Source organism: Duganella sp. Dugasp56 (assembly GCF_047304105.1).
Classification (GTDB): domain Bacteria; phylum Pseudomonadota; class Gammaproteobacteria; order Burkholderiales; family Burkholderiaceae_D; genus Rugamonas; species Rugamonas hordei.
In genome coordinates this window covers 29,123-48,252 of record NZ_JBGLYQ010000040.1, presented here as the reverse complement: position 1 = coordinate 48,252, position 19,130 = coordinate 29,123, and the positions used below count along the sequence as shown (strand labels likewise).

The window sequence follows — 19,130 nt, the reverse complement described above, 5'->3', positions numbered from 1 at the left end:
ACGAATTTTTCATCTGTGGAAGTTGGTACCGGGTTGAACGACGCTGCGGTAGCGGCTGGGCGGCGCGCCGACGCTGTCGCGGAAGCGGTGGCTGAAGTGGCTCAGGTCCGCGTAGCCGCAGGCATCGGCGATCTGCTGCAAGGGCTGGTCGGTGGTCTTCAACAGCACGCGCGCATGCTCCACGCGCCGCGCCGCGATCCATGCCGATGGCGGCATGCCGAACGAAATCCTGAACATCCGCGCCAGATGGTATTCCGACATGCACGCCAGCTGCGCCAGCATGCCCAGCGAGATATTCTGCGCCAGGTGCGCCTCGATGTAATCGGCCAGGCGCCGGCGCACCACCGGCGCCAATCCGCCGCGCACGCGCTGCTGGTGCTGCGGCATCGACTGCGACAGCAGCAGATGGCTCAGCGTCTCGTGCGTCACCTCGTTGGCGCGCAACTGCGCATCCGGGCCGTCCCACGGCATGGCCGCCAGCGCGGCGCACAGCGGGCCGATACGATCGTGTTCAAAGTAGGTGCGGTCCGCCAGCGTCACCTCGCGCGGTTCGCGGTCCAGCTCCACCACGGCGCGGCGCGTGAAATGCTCGGGCAGGAAGTAGACGTGCAGGAAGCGCAGCGGCCCGCGCACCGTCCAGCTGGATTCGTGCCAGTCCGGCAGGGTGCAAAGCCGCTTCGGCGCGCCGTACAAACCGGGCAGCTCGTCGCGCTCGGTGCGATAGCCGCCGCCCATGTAGTAGGACAGCGTGTGGTGACCGGGCTTGCTGTAGCTGGTCTCGGCCACCTCGGTGTCGCGGCGCCAGATGGCCAGCGCCAGGTCGTCGCCCAGCCAGGCAAAGCGCTCCAGCTGCGCATCGGTTTTCGACATGGTGCGGAACACGGCGTGCGAAATCAGCCCTTCCGGCGCGCGGGACAGGGTGGCAGGGCTGGAATCGGGACGGGCTGGCATGATGCATAAAGTCTAACATGGAGCCGCCCTCCTCCGCTGGCAGCCCGCGGAAATGCGCAATTCCAGACAAGTGGCCGCCAAGGTGGCATCGCGATCAAATCGACGATGGCGACGCGTACCCTTTCCCGCTGCATGCCGCGGCCGTCGGCATCAGGTCGATGGACAACTGCGGATCAACAAACTGCGAGCTGGCTGTATTCGTGCCGAACGCCGTATTGAACTGGGAACTGGTCTTCAGGAACAGATTGGACGGGCCGCCGGTTTCTTTCAGCAATAGCCCAAGGTTGTTGGCGCTGTTGGCCATGGGCATGTAGCAGTTGTTGCCGAAATCGATCTGCATGTAATCGGTCCATGGCAGACCGAGCCGAACTACCGCCGTGGTCGCATTGTAGAAGATGTTATCAGTGATCCGGATCCCGCTCATTCCGCCCGTTGCGGTATACAGCAGCACGTCCGCGCCTTCTTGCGTGGCACGTTGCGTATGCGACCATCCCGTGCCGGAGCCGACGCAGGTGTTGTGTGTGAACGCCAGGCTGGTCGTGGACGAGGGATTCGGACCGGCCGCATAGCGGTTCCACAACTCGAAGCACTGCTCCGCTTGCCGTGCCAGATTGTTGTTGAACGTGATGTCGGCAACGATGCTGTTTTGCATGCCTTGCGAAGTCATGGCCACATCATAGATTTGCGAGAAGGTGCTGTTCGTGACGCTCACGGCCTGGGCCGCTTCGTAGACTTCTATGCCGTTGCCGTAGCGCGTGTGACCGTCGGACTTCACGCTGCCGCCGGCATAGGAAATAGCCAGGCCATCGAGCGTGATGCGCTTGACGTACGTAACCTGCGCGCCATGGCCGCCGGTGTTGCGGATGTCGAGATCGCTGACCGCCACATCCGTGACGCCCTTGATGTCGAGACCTGGGCGGTTCACCGCCGCTTCCAATTCGCCGTGCGCCAGCACCAGCGCGGGGTTGCCCGTCGAGTACAACTTGAGCTGGTTGTTCGCGGCATCGTACCAGAACTTGCCATCCTGGTTAAGTTCAGCTTCGCTCAGCACCTTGGTGCCGACGATTGCCTGGGCCGAATCGAAAATCACATTGCCAACATCGGCCGTAATATACTTTTCGATGTTGCACTCCCGAAAATTCACGTTGTCAATGTATAGCGTGGTACCGAGGGTGGCAGCCTTGCCCAGCATCAGGTCCAGGCGTCCGTCGCTTTGCGTACTGGTGGCACGGAAGTACACGTCGTAGTTGGCCCAATTAGTGCCAATGACGGGCAAGGCGCCGCGCAACGACGTGGCATAGCTCATATAGGGGCTGGTGTTCTGGAACAGCTTGATCTCCGACTTCAGCGCCACAATCGCACTGGCCTTGGCATTGAAGGAGAAGTGATAGCAGCGGCCAGCAACGATGCCGCCCACCAGCGTGTACACCTGGATATCGCTGGTGGCTTCGTTACCGGTGACGCCAGTGAAATCGATCTTCATGCTGGCCGTATCGGTCTTCGGCGGCACGGGCGGAAGATATTCCGCAGTGCTGCGCGTGACTGCCGCCATGGCGCCAGCAATCGATGTCAGCCAGGTACCGGGCAGCGCGAAATCGGGATTACTCAGTTGATTGCTTGACGACGGGTTGCCGGGCTCGGCCACCTGCGATACCCAGATACTGCTGCCCAGACTGGTTTCCTTCCAATCACTCTCACTGGCCAGTGAGACCGAACCCAACAAGCGGGGCTTGTTGCCGCTACCGTAGGCGCCGTAGGTGATGGGGCTGCCAATCTGGCCGGTTTTAGCGACCAGATTGTAGTCGCGCCATTGGCCACCGCGCTTGAACAGCACGGTGTCGCCGGGCGCCAGTGCGGCAGTCGAGACCTTGTACAGCGTCTTCCATGGCGTGGACAGCGACCCGTCGTTGCTGTCCACGCCGGCGTTGTCGACGTAATAGACGGCGGACGCAGCGGATGCGCTCCATGCCAGCAGGGCGCTGGCAACCACAATGGCGAAACCGCGCTGGGATAGTATCGGCATGAGTCTTCCTTGAATTGAGAAAATTTTAATTGAATGCAAATTTTACAACGAGTTTTCCGTTGTTTAATATTTGTTTTTTGGCATTGGAAATGTATCCAGGCCAAATGCGCAGTTCCAGACAAGTGCGCGCGCCGCGCACGCGGCATGCTGGCAACATGAATATCTTCCTCTACCTGCTCACCGTCCTGATCTGGGGTACCACCTGGATCGCCATCACCTTCCAGCTCGGCGTGGTGCCCGCGCCGGTGTCGATCGCCTACCGTTTCTGGCTGGCTGCCGCCGTGCTGATGGGATTCCTGCTCATCACCCGCAAGCCGTGGTGGCCGCCGCGCCAGGCCTGGCGCTACCTGTTCGCCCAGGGCATCGCGCTGTTCTGCCTGAACTTCCTGTGCTTTTATTACGCCAGCCAGTGGATCACCAGCGGCCTGGAAGCGGTGGTGTTCTCGACCGCGCCGCTGTGGAACGCGATCAACGGCCGCATCTTCCTCGGCCGACCGATACGCCGCCAGGTGATGATGGGCGCCCTGCTCGGCCTGACCGGCATCGTGCTGCTGTTCGCGCCGCAGATGGCCGGCCACTGGAACGACAGCAAGGTGATGATGGGCCTCGCGCTGACCCTGGGCGGCACGTTGTGCTTCTCCTGCGGAAACCTGCTGTCGAGCCGCATGCAGTCGCTGGGCCTGACGCCGTGGCTGACCAACACCTGGGCCATGCTGATCGGCTCGACCACGCTGGGCATCGCCGCCTTCGCGCTGGGCATGCCGTTCGCGCTGGAGCCGAGCGCGCGCTACGTCGGCGCCCTGCTGTACCTGGCGATACCCGGCTCGGTGATCGGCTTCACCGCCTACCTGCTGCTGGTGGGCCGCATCGGCCCGGACCGCGCGGCCTATTCCACGGTATTATTCCCCATCGTGGCACTGACCATTTCAACGATATACGAGGGCTACCACTGGACGCCGACGGCGCTGACCGGACTGGCGCTGGTACTGGCGGGTAACCTGCTGGCCTTCCTGCCCATGGCGCCGCGCGCCAAAGTGATGGAGGCCGCATAACAGGAGATTGCATGAACAGGTACGGCTATTTCTCGGCACTCGCGATGACGCTTTCAACCATGGCCTTTGCCGCGGAGCTTCCGGCCGATACCGTCTACCGCAACGGCTACGTCTACACCGTCGATGCGAAGGACAGCGTGCAGCAGGCGCTGGCCGTGCGCGCCGGCCGCATCGTCTACGTCGGCGACGACGCCGGCGCCAAAGCGCTGACCGGCAAGTCCACCAAGGTGATCGACCTGCACGGACGCATGCTGATGCCCGGCCTGGTCGACGGCCACATGCATCCGCAATCGGGCGGTAGCCGCCTGCTCAAATGCAGTCTCAATTACGAGAACCTGACGGTGCCGCAATTCCAGTCGCGCATCCAGGCCTGCCTGGACAAGGAAAAGAAAGCCGGCGCCGACAGCTGGATGGTGGTCGTCAACTGGTTCCAGCAGGGTATGCTGCCCGATGGCGTGGAAACCACCGCCGCCACGCTCGATGCGCTGAAGACCGACCGTCCGGTGATCGTGCGCTCGTCGTTTGGCCACTCGTCGCTGCTGAACTCCAGGGGCATCAAGGTGGCGGGCATCACGCGCGACACGGCCGATCCCGCCGGCGGCAAGATCACCCGCGACGCCAGGGGCGATGCCACCGGCCTGCTCGAAGACGCCGCCCAGGACATGGCGATGAACCTGCTGCCGCCGCTGACGGTGGCAGAAAACCTGCAAGCGTCCGGCGCCGCGCTGGCGGCGATGCGCAAGCAAGGCATCACCACCTTCCTCGACGCCTACACCGATCCCGAGACGATGACCGCCTTCGCCGACCTGCACAAGCAGGGCAAGCTGACGGCGCGCGCGCACTTCGCCGTGCTGATCGACCTGGATAAGGGCGCCACGCCGCAAAGCGCAGTCGCCGAGCTGCTGAAGCAGCAAAAACAGTTCGACCAAGGCCAGACCGTGGTGGCGCCGTCGATGCAGGTGCGTCACGCCAAGCTGTTCATGGATGGCGTGATCTCCGCTCCCGCCTTCACCGGCGCCATGCTGCAGCCCTACCTCGTGAACAAAGGCACGCCGGAGAAGCCGGACTGGCAACCCGGCGTCAGCACCGGCCCCGCCAGCTACTTCCCGCAAGAGGCGCTGAAAACCACGCTGGCCGAATTGGCCAACGCCCATATCGATCCGCACATCCACGTCGACGGCGACCGCGCCGTGCGCGAATCACTGGACGCCATCGAATACCTGCGCACCACGCCCGCCGGCAAGAACGTCCGTCCGGTGCTGGCGCACGACGAAATCGTCGCTCCGTCCGACTACGCGCGCTTCGCCAAACTGGACGTGACGCCGGTGCTGTCCTTCCAGTGGGGGAAGCCGGCGCCCGACACAGTCGGCGCGCTGAAGGACTACATGGGCCCCGCGCGCTACGCCATCGTCGAGCCGCAAGAGCTGCTGCGCAAGGCCGGCGCGCGCATCGCCTACGGCAGCGACTGGCCGGTCGATCCGCTGGACGAATGGTTCGCGCTGAAGGTCGGCGTGACCCGCACCGCCGCGCCGGACGCCGGCAAGGAATATGCCGGCACGCTGACGTCGCAGCCCGGCATGCCGCGCGCCGAGGTGCTGCGCGCGATCACGCTGAACGCGGCCTACACGCTGCGCCAGGAAGCGCTGACCGGATCGCTGGAGGTGGGCAAGCTGGCGGACATGATCGTCCTGGATCGTAACTTCTTCACCATCCCGGCCGAGGACATCGCCAACATCAAGGTGCTGCAGACTGTCGTGGGGGGCAAAATCGTCTATCAGGCCAAGGGCATGCGGTAAGATGTCGGCCTTTAGATAAAACACCACGCCATGGAACTCGTCATCTCCCTGCTGATCATTGCCGTCACCGGCCTGGTGGTCTACGCGATCATCAAGACCAATCCGGCCAAGCCTATGCCGCTGCCGGCGCGCCCCGCCACGCCGTACGAGCCGAAGCTGCCTGAAGGCCCGGCCGCGCTGCACTGGTCCGACGACGGCCGCTTCCTGGTTGAAGTGGTCAATGAATCGCGTTACCAGCCCGCGCTGAAGGCCCTGGCCGGCGAACATGGCGACCAGGCGGCGGCCGTGCCGTACGTCGCCACGCTGGTGCCTGACGACGCCAATCCCTACGAAGGCGCCGCCGTCGCGGTGTTCCTCGGCGGCCGCATGACGGGCTATCTGTCGCCGAAAGCGTCGGTGGCCTTCCGCGAACACCTGAAGCGCAAGGAGATCGAAGGCCAGGTCACCACCTGCGACGCGCAGGTGCGCGGCGGCGGTGTGTGGCAGAACAGCCGCCTGGCCTATGTGGTCGTGCTGGACATGGAACCGCTGGAGCGATGATGCCCGCGGCGCTAATACTGGCGGCGGTGGCAGCGGCGGGGACAGGGCAGCCGCTGATGCTGCACTATATCCAGAGCCCGCCGCTGCAGTATGCCGACTCGCGCGGCCAGTTGACCGGCTTTGTCGCCAAGCCCGCCATCGCGGCGCTGGCCGCCGCCGGCATTCCCTACGAAGTCCGCCAGACGCCGGCCAAGCAGCAGATCGTGCTGCTGCAGGCGAACGAGGCGCCGGCCTGCATGGTGAGCTGGCTGCAAACACCGGAGCGTGAGCGCATCGGAAAATTCACGGAAGTGGTGTACGAAGACAAGCGGCCGTTCGCGCTGACCTGGGCCGGCAATCCGGCCATGAAGGATGAGGAGCCGCTGAAAGACACGCTGGGCGACAAGCGCCTGCGCGCGATGGTGAAGCAAGGCGTCTCCTACGGCCCGACGATAGACCGCGCGCTGATCCGCTACAAGACCCAGCCGGCCAGCACCACGGCGGACGCCGTGCAAATGCTGGATATGCTGCGCAAGCACAGCATCGATTACTTCTTCATCACGGACGAGGAGGCGGCGGAGGCCATCAAGGCCTCCGGCTATCCGGCGTCGAACTACCAGCGCATCTACTTCTCGGACCTGTACAAAGGCCACGAGCGCCGCTTGTGGTGCAGTCTGTCGGTGCCGGACGATGTGTTCAGGCGGCTCAACGCCGCCATCCTGAAACAGCGACGCTGATTACTTTTTGGTGAAGACCAGGTCCCATACGCCGTGGCCCAGCTTGATGCCGCGGTTTTCAAACTTGGTCAGCGGACGATAGGCCGGCTGCGGCGCATAGCCGTCGGCGGTGTTCTGCAGGCCCTCTTCGGCGCCCAGCACTTCCAGCATCTGCACCGCATAGTCTTCCCAGTCGGTGGCGCAATGCAGGTAGCCGCCCACGGCCAGCTTCTGCACCAGCAGTTTGACGAACGGCGCCTGGATCAGGCGGCGCTTGTTGTGGCGAGCCTTGTGCCACGGGTCCGGGAAGTAGATATGCACGCCGTGCAGCGAACCGTCCGGAATCATCTGGTTCAGCACTTCCACCGCATCGTGCTGGATGGCCTTCAGGTTGGTCAGGCCCTGTTCTTCGATCAGCTTGAGCAGGCTGCCCACGCCGGGCGTGTGCACCTCGACGCCGATGAAGTCCTTCTCCGGCATCACGCCGGCGATGTGCGCCGTCGTGCCGCCCATGCCGAAGCCGATCTCCAGCACCGCCGGCGCCTTGCGGCCGAAGGTCTTTTCATAGTCCAGCGGCGCCTTGGCGTACTCGATCATGAACTTCGGGCTCAACTCTTCCAGCGCGCGCGCTTGCGCGGTCGACAGGCGGCCGGCGCGGGTGACGAAGCTGCGGATGCGGTGTTCGGTCGGGTCGTAGAGCATCGGCCGCGCTGGGCCGTCTTTAGGAGTATCGGAAGACATGGGATGAGGGATGGCTGAATATTGAGGCAGCATTATACAGCGGTACTACGCAGTCGCTCCACGCCAGCTCCCGCTTCAGCAAAAGATTGACACTCCGTTTTAGTTGATGTCTAATCGAGAATGGAGGTGTGAAATCGTTTTCAAACGTCGCAATGCCTTCCCGCCCCGTCAATCCTGTTAAAACGATAAGAAAATGACCGATTTCACGCAATTCCCACCCTCGTTCACCTGGGGCGTTGCCACCAGCGCCTTCCAAATTGAAGGCGGCGCCACCGCCGACGGCAAGGGTCCATCAATCTGGGACACCTTCAGCCACACACCGGGCAAGGTCATCGACGGCAGCAACGGCGACGTCGCCTGCGACCATTACCACCGCTATCCGGAAGACGTGGCCATCATGTCCGGCCTGGGCGTGGACGCCTACCGCTTCTCGATGGCCTGGGCGCGCGTGCAGCCGCAGGGCAAAGGCGCCTGGAACGAAGCCGGTTTCGCCTTCTACGACAAGCTGCTGACCGAGCTGGAAAGCAAGGGCATCGACGCCCACGTCACCTTGTACCACTGGGATCTGCCGCAGGGCCTGCAGGAAGACGGCGGCTGGCTGAACCGCGAGACCGCGTACCGCTTCGCCGAATATGCAGGCGAAGTGGCGCGCCGTTTCGGTAATCGCCTGAAAACGATTGCAACGCACAACGAGCCGTGGTGCACCGCCAACCTGGGCTACGGCAACGCGCAGTTCGCGCCCGGCGTGGCCGACCTGAAGCAGTCGATCCAGGTGTCGCACCACCTGCTGCTGTCGCACGGACTGGCGATGCAGGCGATGCGCGCCGTCGGCAGCTCGGCGCAGCTGGGAATCGTGCTCAACCAGTGGACCGCCGACCCGGCCACCGATAGCGCGGCCGACATCGCCGCCGCCGAGTTCGAATATGCGCGCTCGGTGCAGTGGTTCATGGATCCCATCTTCAAGGGCAAATATCCCGAGCTGGCGCTCAAGGTCCATGGCGACAACGCGCCGGAGATCCACGAGAACGACTTCAAGGACATCCAGCACAAGATCGACTTCCTCGGCGTGAACTACTACTTCCGCGCCTGGTGCAGCACCGAGACGCCGCCGCGCCAGCCTGAGTGCAAGCTGGGCAAGACCGACATGGGCTGGGAAATCTACCCGGACGGCCTGACCGAGCTGCTGCTCAAGCTGAATGCCGAGTACGACCTGCCGCCGATCTACATCACCGAGAACGGCATGGCCAATCCGGACGTCATCGTCGACGGCGAGATCCCGGACGAGGCGCGCATCGATTTCGTCCAGCGCCACCTGAAGGCGCTGAACGACGCGCGGCTGCAGGGCGTTGACATCCAGGGCTACTTCCTGTGGAGCTTGCTCGACAACTTCGAATGGAACTCGGGCTACGCCAAGCGCTTCGGCATCGTCCACGTGGACTACGCGACGCAGAAGCGCACGCTGAAGCACAGCGCGCACTGGTACCGCGACTACCTGATCGCGCAGCGTCCGCAGCGCAACGCGCACGCCGCTTAAGTTCAGCAGATCTTCACCGCCGGCGTCCGCGCCGGCGTTTTCCTTTCTACAGGCCGCAGAGCCTGGTGCTATAAACTCTGACGAGAACAACGAGGACGACACCATGCAAACCGCACCATCCGCCGTGCCGCAGGAGCAGCAAGCCGGCTCCGCATCGACGCAACCACCAGGCCAACCGCCGTCGCTGTTGCGCGCCATGTTCGCGCGCGGCACGCCGATGCTGTGGGTCCCCAGCGGCTACTTCGCCATGGCGCTGACCTACATGATGCTCACCAGCGTCACCTCCATCATGTTCAAAAACCTGGGCATGGACAACGGACAGGCCGCGCAGTACGCCAGCTACCTGATCCTGGCCTACACCATCAAGCCGCTGTTCGCGCCCTTCGTCGAAATGTACCGCACCAAGAAGTTCTTCGTGCTGTGCGCGCAGATGATCGTCGGCGTCGGCTTTGCCGGCGTGGCGCTGGCGATGTCGCTGCCCGACTACATGGTCATCATGGTGTTCCTGTTCGGGATACTGTCGCTGGTCGGCGCGACGCAGGACATCGCCTCCGACGGCGTCTACGTCACCTCGCTGGACAGTAAGACGCAGTCGCTGTTCTGCGGCATCCAGAGCCTGAGCTGGAACGTCGGCCCCATCGTCGCCTCGGGCGGCATGGTGTACCTGAGCGGCTGGCTGCACACGCACTACTTCCATCACCAGGCCGGCGTGTTCGGGCCGGAGTGGATCGATTCGTGGCGCATCATCTTCTTCATCGTTGCCGCCATCACCATCGTCACCGCGCTGTGGCACATGCGCGTGATGCCGGACGGCGCCAAGGCCGAGAACGCGCCGTCGTCGGTGGCCGAAGCGGCCTTCATCCTCAAGGATTCCTTCGTCACCTTCTTCCAGAAGCGCGACGTGTGGCTGATGGTGGCGTTTGCGTTCGTGTTCCGCCTCAGTATCGGCCTGCTGGAAAAGATCGGTCCCTTCTTCATGGTGGACCCGGTGGCCAAAGGCGGCCTGGGACTGTCGAACGAGATGCTGGGCCTGATCTACGGCACCTACGGCTTGATCGCAGTGCTGGTGGGATCCTTGCTGGGCGGGATATTCGTCGCCCGCCGCGGCCTGCCGGCCACCTTGTTCATCCTGTGCTGCGCGGTGAATATCCCGAACGTGACCTTCCTGCTGATGAGCATCTACCAGCCGCATGACCTGCTGATCATCAGCGCCGGCGTGGCGGTTGAAAAGTTCTTCTTCGGTTTCGGTTCGGTCGGTTTCATGATCTACCTGATGCAGCAGCTGGCGCCGGGCAAATACACGACCACGCACTACGCCTTCGGCACCGGCCTGATGGGCTTGTGCATGATGGTGACCGGCGTCGTCAGCGGCCACCTGCAGCAGGCGCTGGGTTATGTGCACTACTTCTGGCTGGTGATGGCGGCGACGATACCATCGTTCCTGGTCACCTGGTTCGCACCGTTCCATCACAAAGACTAAAACCAAACAACCAGGCATCACAAAGGGCCGGCGCCAAAAACGCCGGCCCTTTTTACATCCTAAAATCCGGGGTCAGATCCGACATTTGGACACGAGCTCTGCCGTAACAGCCGTTACGGCAGAGCTCGTGTCCAAATGTCGGATCTGACCCCGGATTTTAGGTGCAAAAAAAACCCTCGGCCCGGGAGAGGACGAGGGTTTGAAGACCACAAACAACACAGGACTTACATGAAACTCCGTGCTTACTGCTTAACTTAGAACGTCTTGCCGACGTTGACGCCGAAGGTGCGTGGAGGCAGATACTGTGCCTGCCAGGCGCCGTTCGCGCTCAAGGCGCTGGTCTTGATCTTCGCGTCTTCCGCATTGCGTACGAAGGCGTCGACATACCACTTCGAATCCGCATCGAAACGCAGACCCAGATCGGTGCGGGTGTACGACTTCTGCTGGTCCGGCGCACCCAGGTTGAACACGCTCAGCCAACTGGCGGTTTCGTAGTGGGCGCTGATGCGCGGTACCAGCGTGCCGCCGGCCAGCTGGAAGCTGTGCTGGTACATCACTTGCGCGCTGAACTTCGGCGAGTGCGGCATGGTGTTGCCGGTGACGTCCAGGCAGGTGCTGATGCCTGGCACCGAGCAAGCCGGCAGCACGTAGTCGTTGCTGCCGCCGATCAGGTGGCCCAGCTCCGCGTGGGTGTAGGCGGCGGTGAACTGCACGCGGTCTTCCTTGGTGATCTTGGCGGCGATCTCGGTTTCCAGGCCCCAGATCTTCGCGCCTTCCGCATTGGTGGTCGCCAGGCCGCGCGAGCCGTCAGGATTGGTGATCGGTGCGCTGAACTGGAAGCCCTTGAACTTCTCGTAGTACGCCGCGTTGTTCATGCGTACCGCGCCGCCCAGGAAGGTGCTCTTCGAGCCGACTTCGTAGTTGGTCAGCGTCTCGGAACCGTAAGGCACGCCGCCGTCCTGCAGGCCGCCCGACTTGTAGCCGGTCGATACGCTGGCATAGACCATGTTGCTCTTGTCGATGTCGTAGTTGACGCGAATCAGGCCGGTCAGCTTGTGATCGTTGAACACGCCGTCGTTCTTCTGGTAGGTCGAGAAGCCCGACGATGGATCCAGCGGGTTGGTGCTCGGGCTCACCGGCACTTGCGGCGCGGTCGCGGCGCAGCAGCTGTTGTTGGTGCCGCCGATGTTCTTGCGCTCGTCCGAGGTGTAGCGCAGGCCGCCGGTCAGGTGCAGGCTGTCGGTCGCGTTCCACGTCGCCTGGCCGAACACCGCTTTCGAATCCACGGTTTCCTTAGGCTGGATAAAGGAACCCTGCCAGCCCACGCTGCCCTGCTGGGTACCGTTCATGATCGGGATGTCGAAGCGGATGCCGTTGTCTTCGTTGGCGTAGTACAGGCCGAGCAGCCAGTCGACATCGCGCTTGCCGGTCGATTGGATTTCCAGTTCGTGGCTGTAGTTCTTGTACTTGGACCAGACGGTGTTGTCTTCCTGGTGGTTGCCGCCGCTGGTGAAGCTGGTCGGCACCACGGCGCCGCCGTCCTGGTCGTAGGTCGACGAACCGTTGAAGCGCGAGTAGCCGGCGATGTAGGCCAGGCTGATGTCCGGCGAGATCGCATAGTCGACGCGGCTGCGCAGCGAGTTCGAATCGCGGTTGACGTTAGGCGCGGTGTCGATCAGCGCCGACCAGAACTCCTGGCCCGCGCGCGGCGTTTGCATCAGGTTCATGTTCGGCGTGCCGCGGTCGACGTAGTGCTCGTACGCGACGTTCCATTTCAGCGCAGCCGACGGTTGCCACAGGAAGCTCAGGCGCGCAGCGGTCTGGTCTTGCGCGCCGTATTTCTGGCCGTTGCGCACGAACAGGTTCTGGTTCAGCGGCTGGAAGGCCATCGGGTTGCTCGGATGAGCCGTGTTCCAGGCGGCGATGACCGGATCGGCCGCCGCGTGCTGGTCCGCCAGCGAGATGTTCGGCGGTGCCTGGTAGTCGACGTAGCCGTCGTGCTGCTCGTGGACCACGGCAAAGCGCATCGCCATCGTGTCGTTGATAGGGATGTTGACGGCGCCGCGGGCGCCGAAGCGCGCGTAGCTGCCGTAGCCGCCTTCGAAGCTGCCGGAGCTGCTGCCGATTTCCGGCTTCACGGTCTGCATGTTGACTGCGCCGACCGACGAGTTGCGGCCCCACAGCGTGCCTTGCGGTCCGCGCAGCACTTCGATCGCTTCCAGGTCGAACAGCAGCGCGGTCGCGCCTTCAGGACGCGGCGAGTAGATGCCGTCGACGAAGCTGGCCACTTCCGGGTCGGCGTATTCGGTCTTGGCGCTGTCGTTGCCGATGCCGCGCAGGGTCATCGTGATGACGCCGTGGTCGCCCTGCGAGGTGGCGGCGAAGCCCGGAACCAGGTTGACCACGTCCTGGATGGTCTGCACGTGGTTGTCGTCCAGCGCGGCGGCATTGAGCGCGGTGACGGCGACCGGGGTCTTTTGCAGCGAGGTGGTGCGCTTGGTCGCGGTGACGTAGACCTCGGTGATGGAGGTGGAGTTCTTGTCGGCGGCAGCGGTGGCGGCGGCCGATTGTTCGGCGGCCTGGGTGGCCGGGGCATCGGCGGCGTAGACATTGGTGCCTGCCATCAGCGCGAGGATGGCCATCTGGATAGGGGAGCGCAGGCGCTTCCCGGACTGGGGTACGTGGGTATTCATAAGTCTCCTAAGCTGGCGATCGCGGCGTGTTGGCGATGCCACATTTATCGTGGAAAACGATTTCATGTTGTTTGAAAACGTTATCATTTTATCTGAAATCGTTTTCATTATTTGTGAAATCGTTTTCATGGTACATAATTAAAAACACGGATGTCAATTTAAAAATTGTAGCGTTGTTGTTTCATTGGCATTTTCATCAATGCCCAGGGGCAACAAATGCTATTTACGGAGGCGGAAGCGACCATGAAAACGTTACCAAATGTTGGCGTCAAAAACGTACTGATCGTTGGCGGCGGCGCCGCCGGCTGGCTGACGGCCGCTTTTCTGGCCCGCACCCTGGGCACCGGCGCGGACGCCGGCAGCGTGCGCGTCACGCTGGTGGAGTCGAAGGAGATCGGCATCATCGGCGTCGGCGAAGGCACCTTCCCCTCGATCCGCGGCACGCTGGCCGCCATCGGCATCGAGGAAGCGCGCTTCGTCCGCGAATGCAACGCCACCTTCAAGCAGGGCATCAAGTTCACCGACTGGGTGCGCGAACCCGGCGCGCCCGGCAACGACCACTACTTCCATCCATTCAGCCTGCCGAGCCAGCGGCCCGGCGGCCCCGAGCTGCTGCCCTACTGGCTGCAGGGCGCGGCCGCGCCGGGCGCCGGCTTTGCCGCCGCGGCCACCATGCAAAAGCGCGTGGCCGACGCCGCGCACGGGCCGAAGCGCTTCAACGACGCCGACTTCATGGGTCCTTTAAACTACGCCTACCATTTCGACGCTGGCAAATTCGCCACCCTGCTCAGCACCCATGCCCAATCGCTGGGCGTGCGGCATCTGCAGGCGACGGTGGATCGGGTGGAGCTGGACGAGCAAGGCGCCATCGGCGCCGTGCACACGAAGGAAGCCGGCGCGCTGACGGCCGACCTGTACATCGATTGCACCGGCTTCCGCGCCGCGCTGATCGGCGAAGCGCTGGGCACGCCCTTCCGCAACATCAACGACACGCTGTTCGTCGACCGCGCGCTGGCGATGCAGGTGCCGTATGAGACGGCCGACGCGCCGATCCCGTCGTACACCATCGCCACCGCGCACGAGGCGGGATGGACCTGGGACATCGGCCTGCAGCAGCGGCGCGGGGTCGGCTACGTGTATTCGAGCCGCCACACCGACGACGCCAGCGCCGAGCAGGTGCTGCGCGACTACATCGGCAAGGCCAGCGAGGGACTGAATCCGCGCCAGCTCAAGCTGAACGTCGGCTACCGCGAGCAGCACTGGGTGAAGAACTGCGTGGCGGTCGGGCTGTCGGGAGGTTTCCTGGAGCCGCTGGAATCGTCCGGCATCGGCTTGATCGAAACGGCGGCATACCTGGTCAGCTACCTGTTCCCGCACAACGGCGACATGGCGCCGGTGGCCAAGACGTTCAACGAAATGATGAAGGCGCGCTACGAGCGCATCGTCGATTTCGTCAAGCTGCACTACTGCCTGACGCAGCGCAGGGACAACCAGTTCTGGATCGATAACGCCGACCCGGCCAGCATTCCGGAATCGCTGCGCGACAAGCTGTCCATGTGGCGCCGCCGTCCGCCGCACCGCATGGACTTCGTGGTGGACCTGGAGATGTATCCGCCGTCAAGCTGGCAGTATGTCCTGTACGGCATGGAGTTCCCGACCGAGCAATACGCCAACGCCTTGACGCTGCCGCGCTTCGACGAGGCGCGCAAGGAATTCCAGATGATCGAGCTGATGTCGCACCGCGCCGTCGCCGACCTGCCGACGCACCGCGCGCTGGTCGAGCACATGGTGCAGCGCGGCGAACGCGGTCAGCGCAAGACAGCCTGAGCCAGCTACGCCGGCTTGCTGGCGGCGCCCAGCCGGGCGCTGGCTGCGATCAGCAGCATGGCGCCGCCCAAGCCGGCAAAGGCCACGTTCAGGCTGAGGGCATGCGCCACGAAGCCTATCGCCGCCGGGCCGGCGAGGATGCCGGCGTAACCGAGCGTGGTGATGGCGCCGATCGCCAGGCTGGCCGGCATCGCGCTCTGGTTGCCGGCGGCGGTGAACAGGATCGGCACGATGTTCGACGCCCCCAGCCCGATCAACACAAAGCCCACCAGCGCCAGCGGCACCGTCGGCGCCAGCACCGCGCCGAAGAAGCCGGCGGCGCTGCATAGCCCGCCCAGCAGCAGCACGCGCTTGCCACCCAGCTTGCGCACCACGCGGTCGCCGGTCAGGCGGCCGGCGGTCATGGCAATCGCAAAGGCCGCGTAGCCCAGGCCGGCGCGGCTGGCATCGAGCCCCTGCGCAGCCGTCAACAGCAAGGCGCTCCAGTCGAGGATCGCGCCTTCGGCCAGGAAGCACAGGAAGCACAGCACGCCGATGAAGATCACCGCGCCGTGCGGCACCACGAACAGCGGCGCATCGCGCTCGGAGGCATCCGGTTCGTGCAGCAGATGCGGCGCGCACACCGCCAGCGACAAGGCCACCAGCACCGCGACCACCACGCTGGCCGACACCGGACCCAGTCCCGCATACAGCATCGCCGCCATCAGTCCAGCGCCGATAAAACCGCCGACGCTGAACAAGCCGTGAAAGCCGGACATCATCGAGCCGCCGCTCTCGCGCTCGACGATCACGGCCTGCACGTTCATTGCCACGTCCAGCGTACCGATGGCGGCGCCGAAGGCGAACAGCGTGCAGCCCAGCAGCAGCGGCGTCGGCGCGAAGGCCAGTCCCGGCAGCACCAGGCAGACCAGCGCGCCGGACGCCAGCACCACGATGCGGCAGCCGAAGCGCGCCGCCAGCAGGCCGGTCGCCGGCATCGCCAGCAGCGAGCCGGCGCCGAGGCATAACAGCAGCAGGCCCAGTTGCGCTTCGCCCAGCGCCAGCCGCGCCTTGGCGAACGGCACCAGCGGCGCCCAGGCCGACATGGCCAGGCCGGCGGCGAGAAAAGCGAGACGGGTAGACAGGCGCTGTTTGGGGCCGACGGTATTCATGCGTAGGACTTTCTGTGGATGAGCGGGACGGGATGCGCGGCCACAGTATAGACAAATATTCCGGGCAAAGCGCGCCGAATGTACGCGCACTAACATACCGCCCTTCCGGGCCGGGAGATGATCGGCTTCGCATCCACACCACAACAGAGGAGAAAAAATGATTACTCAACCATTGCATGCCGGCGTCGCAGTCGCCGGCGGGGAAACGGGCGACGGCTACGCATCCGGCGTCTCGTGGGGCGCCGTGTTCGCCGGCGCGGCAGCTGCGGCCGCACTGTCGTTCATCCTGCTGATACTGGGCATGGGCCTCGGCCTGTCGTCGGTATCGCCCTATCAGTACCACGCCGCGCCGATGGGCACCGCGACCATCGCCTGGATAGCCTTCGTACAGCTGGCCGCATCGGGCATCGGCGGCTATATGGCCGGCCGCCTGCGCGTCAAATGGGCCAGCATCCACGGCGACGAAGTGCACTTCCGCGACACCGCGCACGGCCTGCTGGCCTGGGCGGTGGCGACGCTGATCACGGTGGCCGTACTGGCGGGCGGCGCCCGCGCGGTGCTGAGCGGCGCGATCGACACCGGCTCCGCAGCTGCACCCGTCGCAGCCTCGGTCGTCGGCGCGGCTGCCACGCCGAATGGCGCCGGCCGTTCCAACACCTACTTCGCCGACATGCTGCTGCGTTCGCCGAACGGCGACGTCGCCACCGACGCGCAGCGCAGCGAAATCAACCGCATCCTGATCACCGACCTCGCGGCGGGCAAGATCAACGCGGATGATCGCAGCTACCTGGCGCAACTGATCGCCAAGCGCACAGGCATGGCGCCAGCGGAAGCCGAACAACGTGTCGACGCGATCTACGCCCAGGCCGCCCAAGCCGCCAACGACGCCAAGGCCAAAGCGATGGCCGCCGCCGAAGAGGCACGCAAGGCAGCCGCCCATTCGGCGCTGTGGATGTTCGTTGCCCTGCTGCTGGGCGCCTTCATCGCCGCGCTGCTGGCCACCATCGGCGGCCGCAACCGCGACCATGCGCGCGTCATCGTGCGCACCACCACCAACTAAGGGAGAATAAAAATGCGCTCAATCCTGCTTCTGTTACTTGGTATTCCACTCCCTATCGTCATCCTGATCGCGCTGTTCGTCCGTTAAAGACGGTCGACATCGATCACGGCCTGGGCAAACGCCTGTGGCGCTTCCTGCGGCAGGTTGTGGCCCACGCCCTTGATGACGCGGTGTTCGCGCTTGCCGGAAAAGCGGGCGGCATAAGCCTTGCCGTCCGTGGCCGGCGCGACGCCGTCGCTGTCGCCGTCCAGCGTGATGGTGGGCGCCGCGATCGCCGGACCGGCGGCCAGCTTGCGCTCCAGTCCATCCAGCTTCGGATCGCCTTCCGCGATGCTCAGGCGCCAGCGGTAGTTGTGGATCACGATGGCGATGTAGTCCGGGTTGTCCCACGAGGCCGCGCTGCGGTCGAAGGTGGCCTGGTCGAAGTTCCATAGCGGCGAATTGGCTTTCCAGATCAGGTTGCCGAACTCGCGGCGGTTGGCCTGGTAGCCCGCCTGGCCGCGATCCGTGGCGAAGTAGAACTGGTACCACCAGCCATGTTCCACCTTCGGCGACAGCGGCAGCTTGTTGCGTTCGCGGTTGTTGATCAGATAGCCGTTCACCGACACCATCGCCTTGCAGCGTTCCGGCCACAGCGCCGCGATGATGTTGGCGGTACGCGCGCCCCAGTCGTAGCCAGCCAGGATGGCCTTGTCGATCTTCAGCGCGTCCATCAGCGCGATGATGTCCAGCGCCACCGCCGCCTGCTGGCCGTTGCGGAAAGTGGCATCCGACAGGAAGCGCGTGGTGCCATGGCCGCGCAGGTGCGGCACGATCACGCGGTAGCCTCGTGCCGCCAGGATGGGCGCGACGTCGGCGAAGCTGTGAATGTCGTAAGGCCAGCCATGCAGCAGCAGCACCGGCTTGCCGTTGGCGGGACCGGCTTCGTAGTAGCCCACATCCAGCTCACCGGCGCGGATTTGCCGGATCGGCGCCAGCGCCTGCGGCACACCGGCGGCGCGCGCCAGCGAAACGAAAGGCAGCTCGGTGGCGGCCAGGCCGACAGCGGCCAAAGCGCCGGTCAGCAGATTGCGACGATAGGTATTCATGCATCCTCCACGACAGATAAACTTGCGCCGTCATTGACGCCGGCGTCCAGGGAATAAGGATCGACGCCTTCGAGGCAGCCGACGTTGACGCGCCACAGCAGCGGATCCTTGCGCGTTTGATGGAACGGGTAGATCCCGCAGTGCTTGCAGAAATAATGCTTGGCCACGCGCGTGTTGAACTGGTACAGCGTCAGCGCGTCCTCGCCCTGCACGATCTTCAGTTCGGCGGCCGCGAACGGCGGCGACATCAGCGCGCCCTTGCGGCGGCACAGGCTGCAGTTGCAGCGCGCGGCCGGCGCGACGGCGGTACGGACTTCGAATTTCACGGCCCCGCAATGGCAGGAACCTTTCAGCAGCTCGGCGCTCATGGCGGCCTCCTCGGGTTTTGATATTTTTAATCGCATCCGATGAAATCGGATAAGTCGAATAATATAGCAACCAAAAACAAAGTCAAGCAATTCCGATCAAATCGGATCCGATGTATAATATGCTCATAATT

General features: G+C 64.0%; 15 protein-coding genes. 8 read left to right on the top strand and 7 right to left on the bottom strand.

The window, feature by feature from the left end:
* Positions 1–9: 9 nt before the first annotated feature.
* Positions 10–951: a helix-turn-helix domain-containing protein gene (locus ACCD07_RS24545; protein ID WP_413448860.1), complete on the bottom strand. Its 942-nt coding sequence runs from the start codon at positions 949–951 to the stop codon at positions 10–12.
* Between the two features lie 94 nt (positions 952–1,045).
* Entirely contained in the window at positions 1,046–2,974 is a 1,929-nt protein-coding gene (locus tag ACCD07_RS24540) for a hypothetical protein (protein WP_413448859.1), read from the bottom strand.
* Between the two features lie 155 nt (positions 2,975–3,129).
* Between ACCD07_RS24540 and ACCD07_RS24535 the strand changes: the two genes are divergently transcribed.
* The 4 genes from ACCD07_RS24535 to ACCD07_RS24520 are packed head-to-tail and all read left to right on the top strand — an operon-like array spanning position 3,130 to position 7,078.
* Positions 3,130–4,026, top strand: a complete 897-nt coding sequence (locus tag ACCD07_RS24535; RefSeq protein WP_413448871.1) for a DMT family transporter — start codon at positions 3,130–3,132, stop codon at positions 4,024–4,026.
* An 11-nt stretch (positions 4,027–4,037) separates the two neighbouring features.
* Entirely contained in the window at positions 4,038–5,822 is a 1,785-nt protein-coding gene (locus tag ACCD07_RS24530; RefSeq protein ID WP_413448858.1) for an amidohydrolase, read from the top strand.
* 30 nt (positions 5,823–5,852) lie between these two features.
* A complete protein-coding gene (locus tag ACCD07_RS24525; RefSeq protein WP_176656062.1) occupies positions 5,853–6,362 on the top strand; it encodes a hypothetical protein in 510 nt (169 codons plus the stop codon).
* A complete protein-coding gene (locus ACCD07_RS24520; RefSeq protein WP_413448857.1) occupies positions 6,362–7,078 on the top strand; it encodes a transporter substrate-binding domain-containing protein in 717 nt (238 codons plus the stop codon). Before ACCD07_RS24525 ends, ACCD07_RS24520 begins: the two co-directional genes overlap by 1 nt.
* Here ACCD07_RS24520 and trmB read toward each other — a convergent pair whose 3' ends face one another.
* The gene (gene trmB, locus ACCD07_RS24515) at positions 7,079–7,759 is read right to left on the bottom strand and encodes a tRNA (guanosine(46)-N7)-methyltransferase TrmB (protein WP_413448870.1); all 681 of its coding nucleotides are present in this window, start codon (positions 7,757–7,759) and stop codon (positions 7,079–7,081) included.
* A 232-nt stretch (positions 7,760–7,991) separates the two neighbouring features.
* On the opposite strand from trmB, the gene ACCD07_RS24510 reads away from it, so the two are divergent.
* Both ACCD07_RS24510 and ACCD07_RS24505 read left to right on the top strand, forming a co-directional pair.
* Positions 7,992–9,332, top strand: coding sequence for a GH1 family beta-glucosidase (locus tag ACCD07_RS24510; RefSeq protein ID WP_413448856.1), 1,341 nt, complete (start codon positions 7,992–7,994; stop codon positions 9,330–9,332).
* A 103-nt stretch (positions 9,333–9,435) separates the two neighbouring features.
* Complete coding sequence (locus ACCD07_RS24505) at positions 9,436–10,812, top strand: MFS transporter (protein WP_218088041.1); 1,377 nt, start codon at positions 9,436–9,438, stop codon at positions 10,810–10,812.
* Between the two features lie 254 nt (positions 10,813–11,066).
* Here ACCD07_RS24505 and ACCD07_RS24500 read toward each other — a convergent pair whose 3' ends face one another.
* The gene (locus ACCD07_RS24500; protein ID WP_413448855.1) at positions 11,067–13,505 is read right to left on the bottom strand and encodes a TonB-dependent receptor; all 2,439 of its coding nucleotides are present in this window, start codon (positions 13,503–13,505) and stop codon (positions 11,067–11,069) included.
* A gap of 243 nt (positions 13,506–13,748) precedes the next feature.
* Here ACCD07_RS24500 and ACCD07_RS24495 point away from each other — a divergent pair, with 243 nt between their 5' ends.
* Complete coding sequence (locus ACCD07_RS24495) at positions 13,749–15,332, top strand: tryptophan halogenase family protein (protein ID WP_413448854.1); 1,584 nt, start codon at positions 13,749–13,751, stop codon at positions 15,330–15,332.
* Between the two features lie 5 nt (positions 15,333–15,337).
* Here ACCD07_RS24495 and ACCD07_RS24490 read toward each other — a convergent pair whose 3' ends face one another.
* Positions 15,338–16,483 (bottom strand): MFS transporter, encoded by a 1,146-nt coding sequence (locus ACCD07_RS24490; protein WP_413448853.1) that lies wholly within the window; start codon positions 16,481–16,483, stop codon positions 15,338–15,340.
* 157 nt (positions 16,484–16,640) lie between these two features.
* On the opposite strand from ACCD07_RS24490, the gene ACCD07_RS24485 reads away from it, so the two are divergent.
* On the top strand, positions 16,641–17,543 hold the full coding sequence (locus tag ACCD07_RS24485) for a hypothetical protein (RefSeq protein WP_413448852.1): 903 nt from the start codon (positions 16,641–16,643) through the stop codon (positions 17,541–17,543).
* A gap of 83 nt (positions 17,544–17,626) precedes the next feature.
* Here the strand turns inward: ACCD07_RS24485 and ACCD07_RS24480 are convergent, their stop codons facing one another.
* Both ACCD07_RS24480 and ACCD07_RS24475 read right to left on the bottom strand, forming a co-directional pair.
* Complete coding sequence (locus tag ACCD07_RS24480; RefSeq protein WP_413448851.1) at positions 17,627–18,631, bottom strand: alpha/beta fold hydrolase; 1,005 nt, start codon at positions 18,629–18,631, stop codon at positions 17,627–17,629.
* Entirely contained in the window at positions 18,628–18,999 is a 372-nt protein-coding gene (locus tag ACCD07_RS24475) for a GFA family protein (RefSeq protein WP_176655686.1), read from the bottom strand. The genes ACCD07_RS24480 and ACCD07_RS24475 overlap by 4 nt, the downstream gene beginning before the upstream one ends.
* Between the last annotated feature and the right edge of the window lie 131 nt (positions 19,000–19,130).

Coding starts and splice junctions, on each gene's coding strand:
- ACCD07_RS24545 (WP_413448860.1), bottom strand. CDS start 951: ATGCCAGCCCGTCCCGATTCCAGCCCTGCCACCCTGTCCCGCGCGCCG.
- ACCD07_RS24540 (WP_413448859.1), bottom strand. CDS start 2,974: ATGCCGATACTATCCCAGCGCGGTTTCGCCATTGTGGTTGCCAGCGCC.
- ACCD07_RS24535 (WP_413448871.1), top strand. CDS start 3,130: ATGAATATCTTCCTCTACCTGCTCACCGTCCTGATCTGGGGTACCACC.
- ACCD07_RS24530 (WP_413448858.1), top strand. CDS start 4,038: ATGAACAGGTACGGCTATTTCTCGGCACTCGCGATGACGCTTTCAACC.
- ACCD07_RS24525 (WP_176656062.1), top strand. CDS start 5,853: ATGGAACTCGTCATCTCCCTGCTGATCATTGCCGTCACCGGCCTGGTG.
- ACCD07_RS24520 (WP_413448857.1), top strand. CDS start 6,362: ATGCCCGCGGCGCTAATACTGGCGGCGGTGGCAGCGGCGGGGACAGGG.
- trmB (WP_413448870.1), bottom strand. CDS start 7,759: ATGCTCTACGACCCGACCGAACACCGCATCCGCAGCTTCGTCACCCGC.
- ACCD07_RS24510 (WP_413448856.1), top strand. CDS start 7,992: ATGACCGATTTCACGCAATTCCCACCCTCGTTCACCTGGGGCGTTGCC.
- ACCD07_RS24505 (WP_218088041.1), top strand. CDS start 9,436: ATGCAAACCGCACCATCCGCCGTGCCGCAGGAGCAGCAAGCCGGCTCC.
- ACCD07_RS24500 (WP_413448855.1), bottom strand. CDS start 13,505: ATGAATACCCACGTACCCCAGTCCGGGAAGCGCCTGCGCTCCCCTATC.
- ACCD07_RS24495 (WP_413448854.1), top strand. CDS start 13,749: ATGAAAACGTTACCAAATGTTGGCGTCAAAAACGTACTGATCGTTGGC.
- ACCD07_RS24490 (WP_413448853.1), bottom strand. CDS start 16,483: ATGAATACCGTCGGCCCCAAACAGCGCCTGTCTACCCGTCTCGCTTTT.
- ACCD07_RS24485 (WP_413448852.1), top strand. CDS start 16,641: ATGATTACTCAACCATTGCATGCCGGCGTCGCAGTCGCCGGCGGGGAA.
- ACCD07_RS24480 (WP_413448851.1), bottom strand. CDS start 18,631: ATGAATACCTATCGTCGCAATCTGCTGACCGGCGCTTTGGCCGCTGTC.
- ACCD07_RS24475 (WP_176655686.1), bottom strand. CDS start 18,999: ATGAGCGCCGAGCTGCTGAAAGGTTCCTGCCATTGCGGGGCCGTGAAA.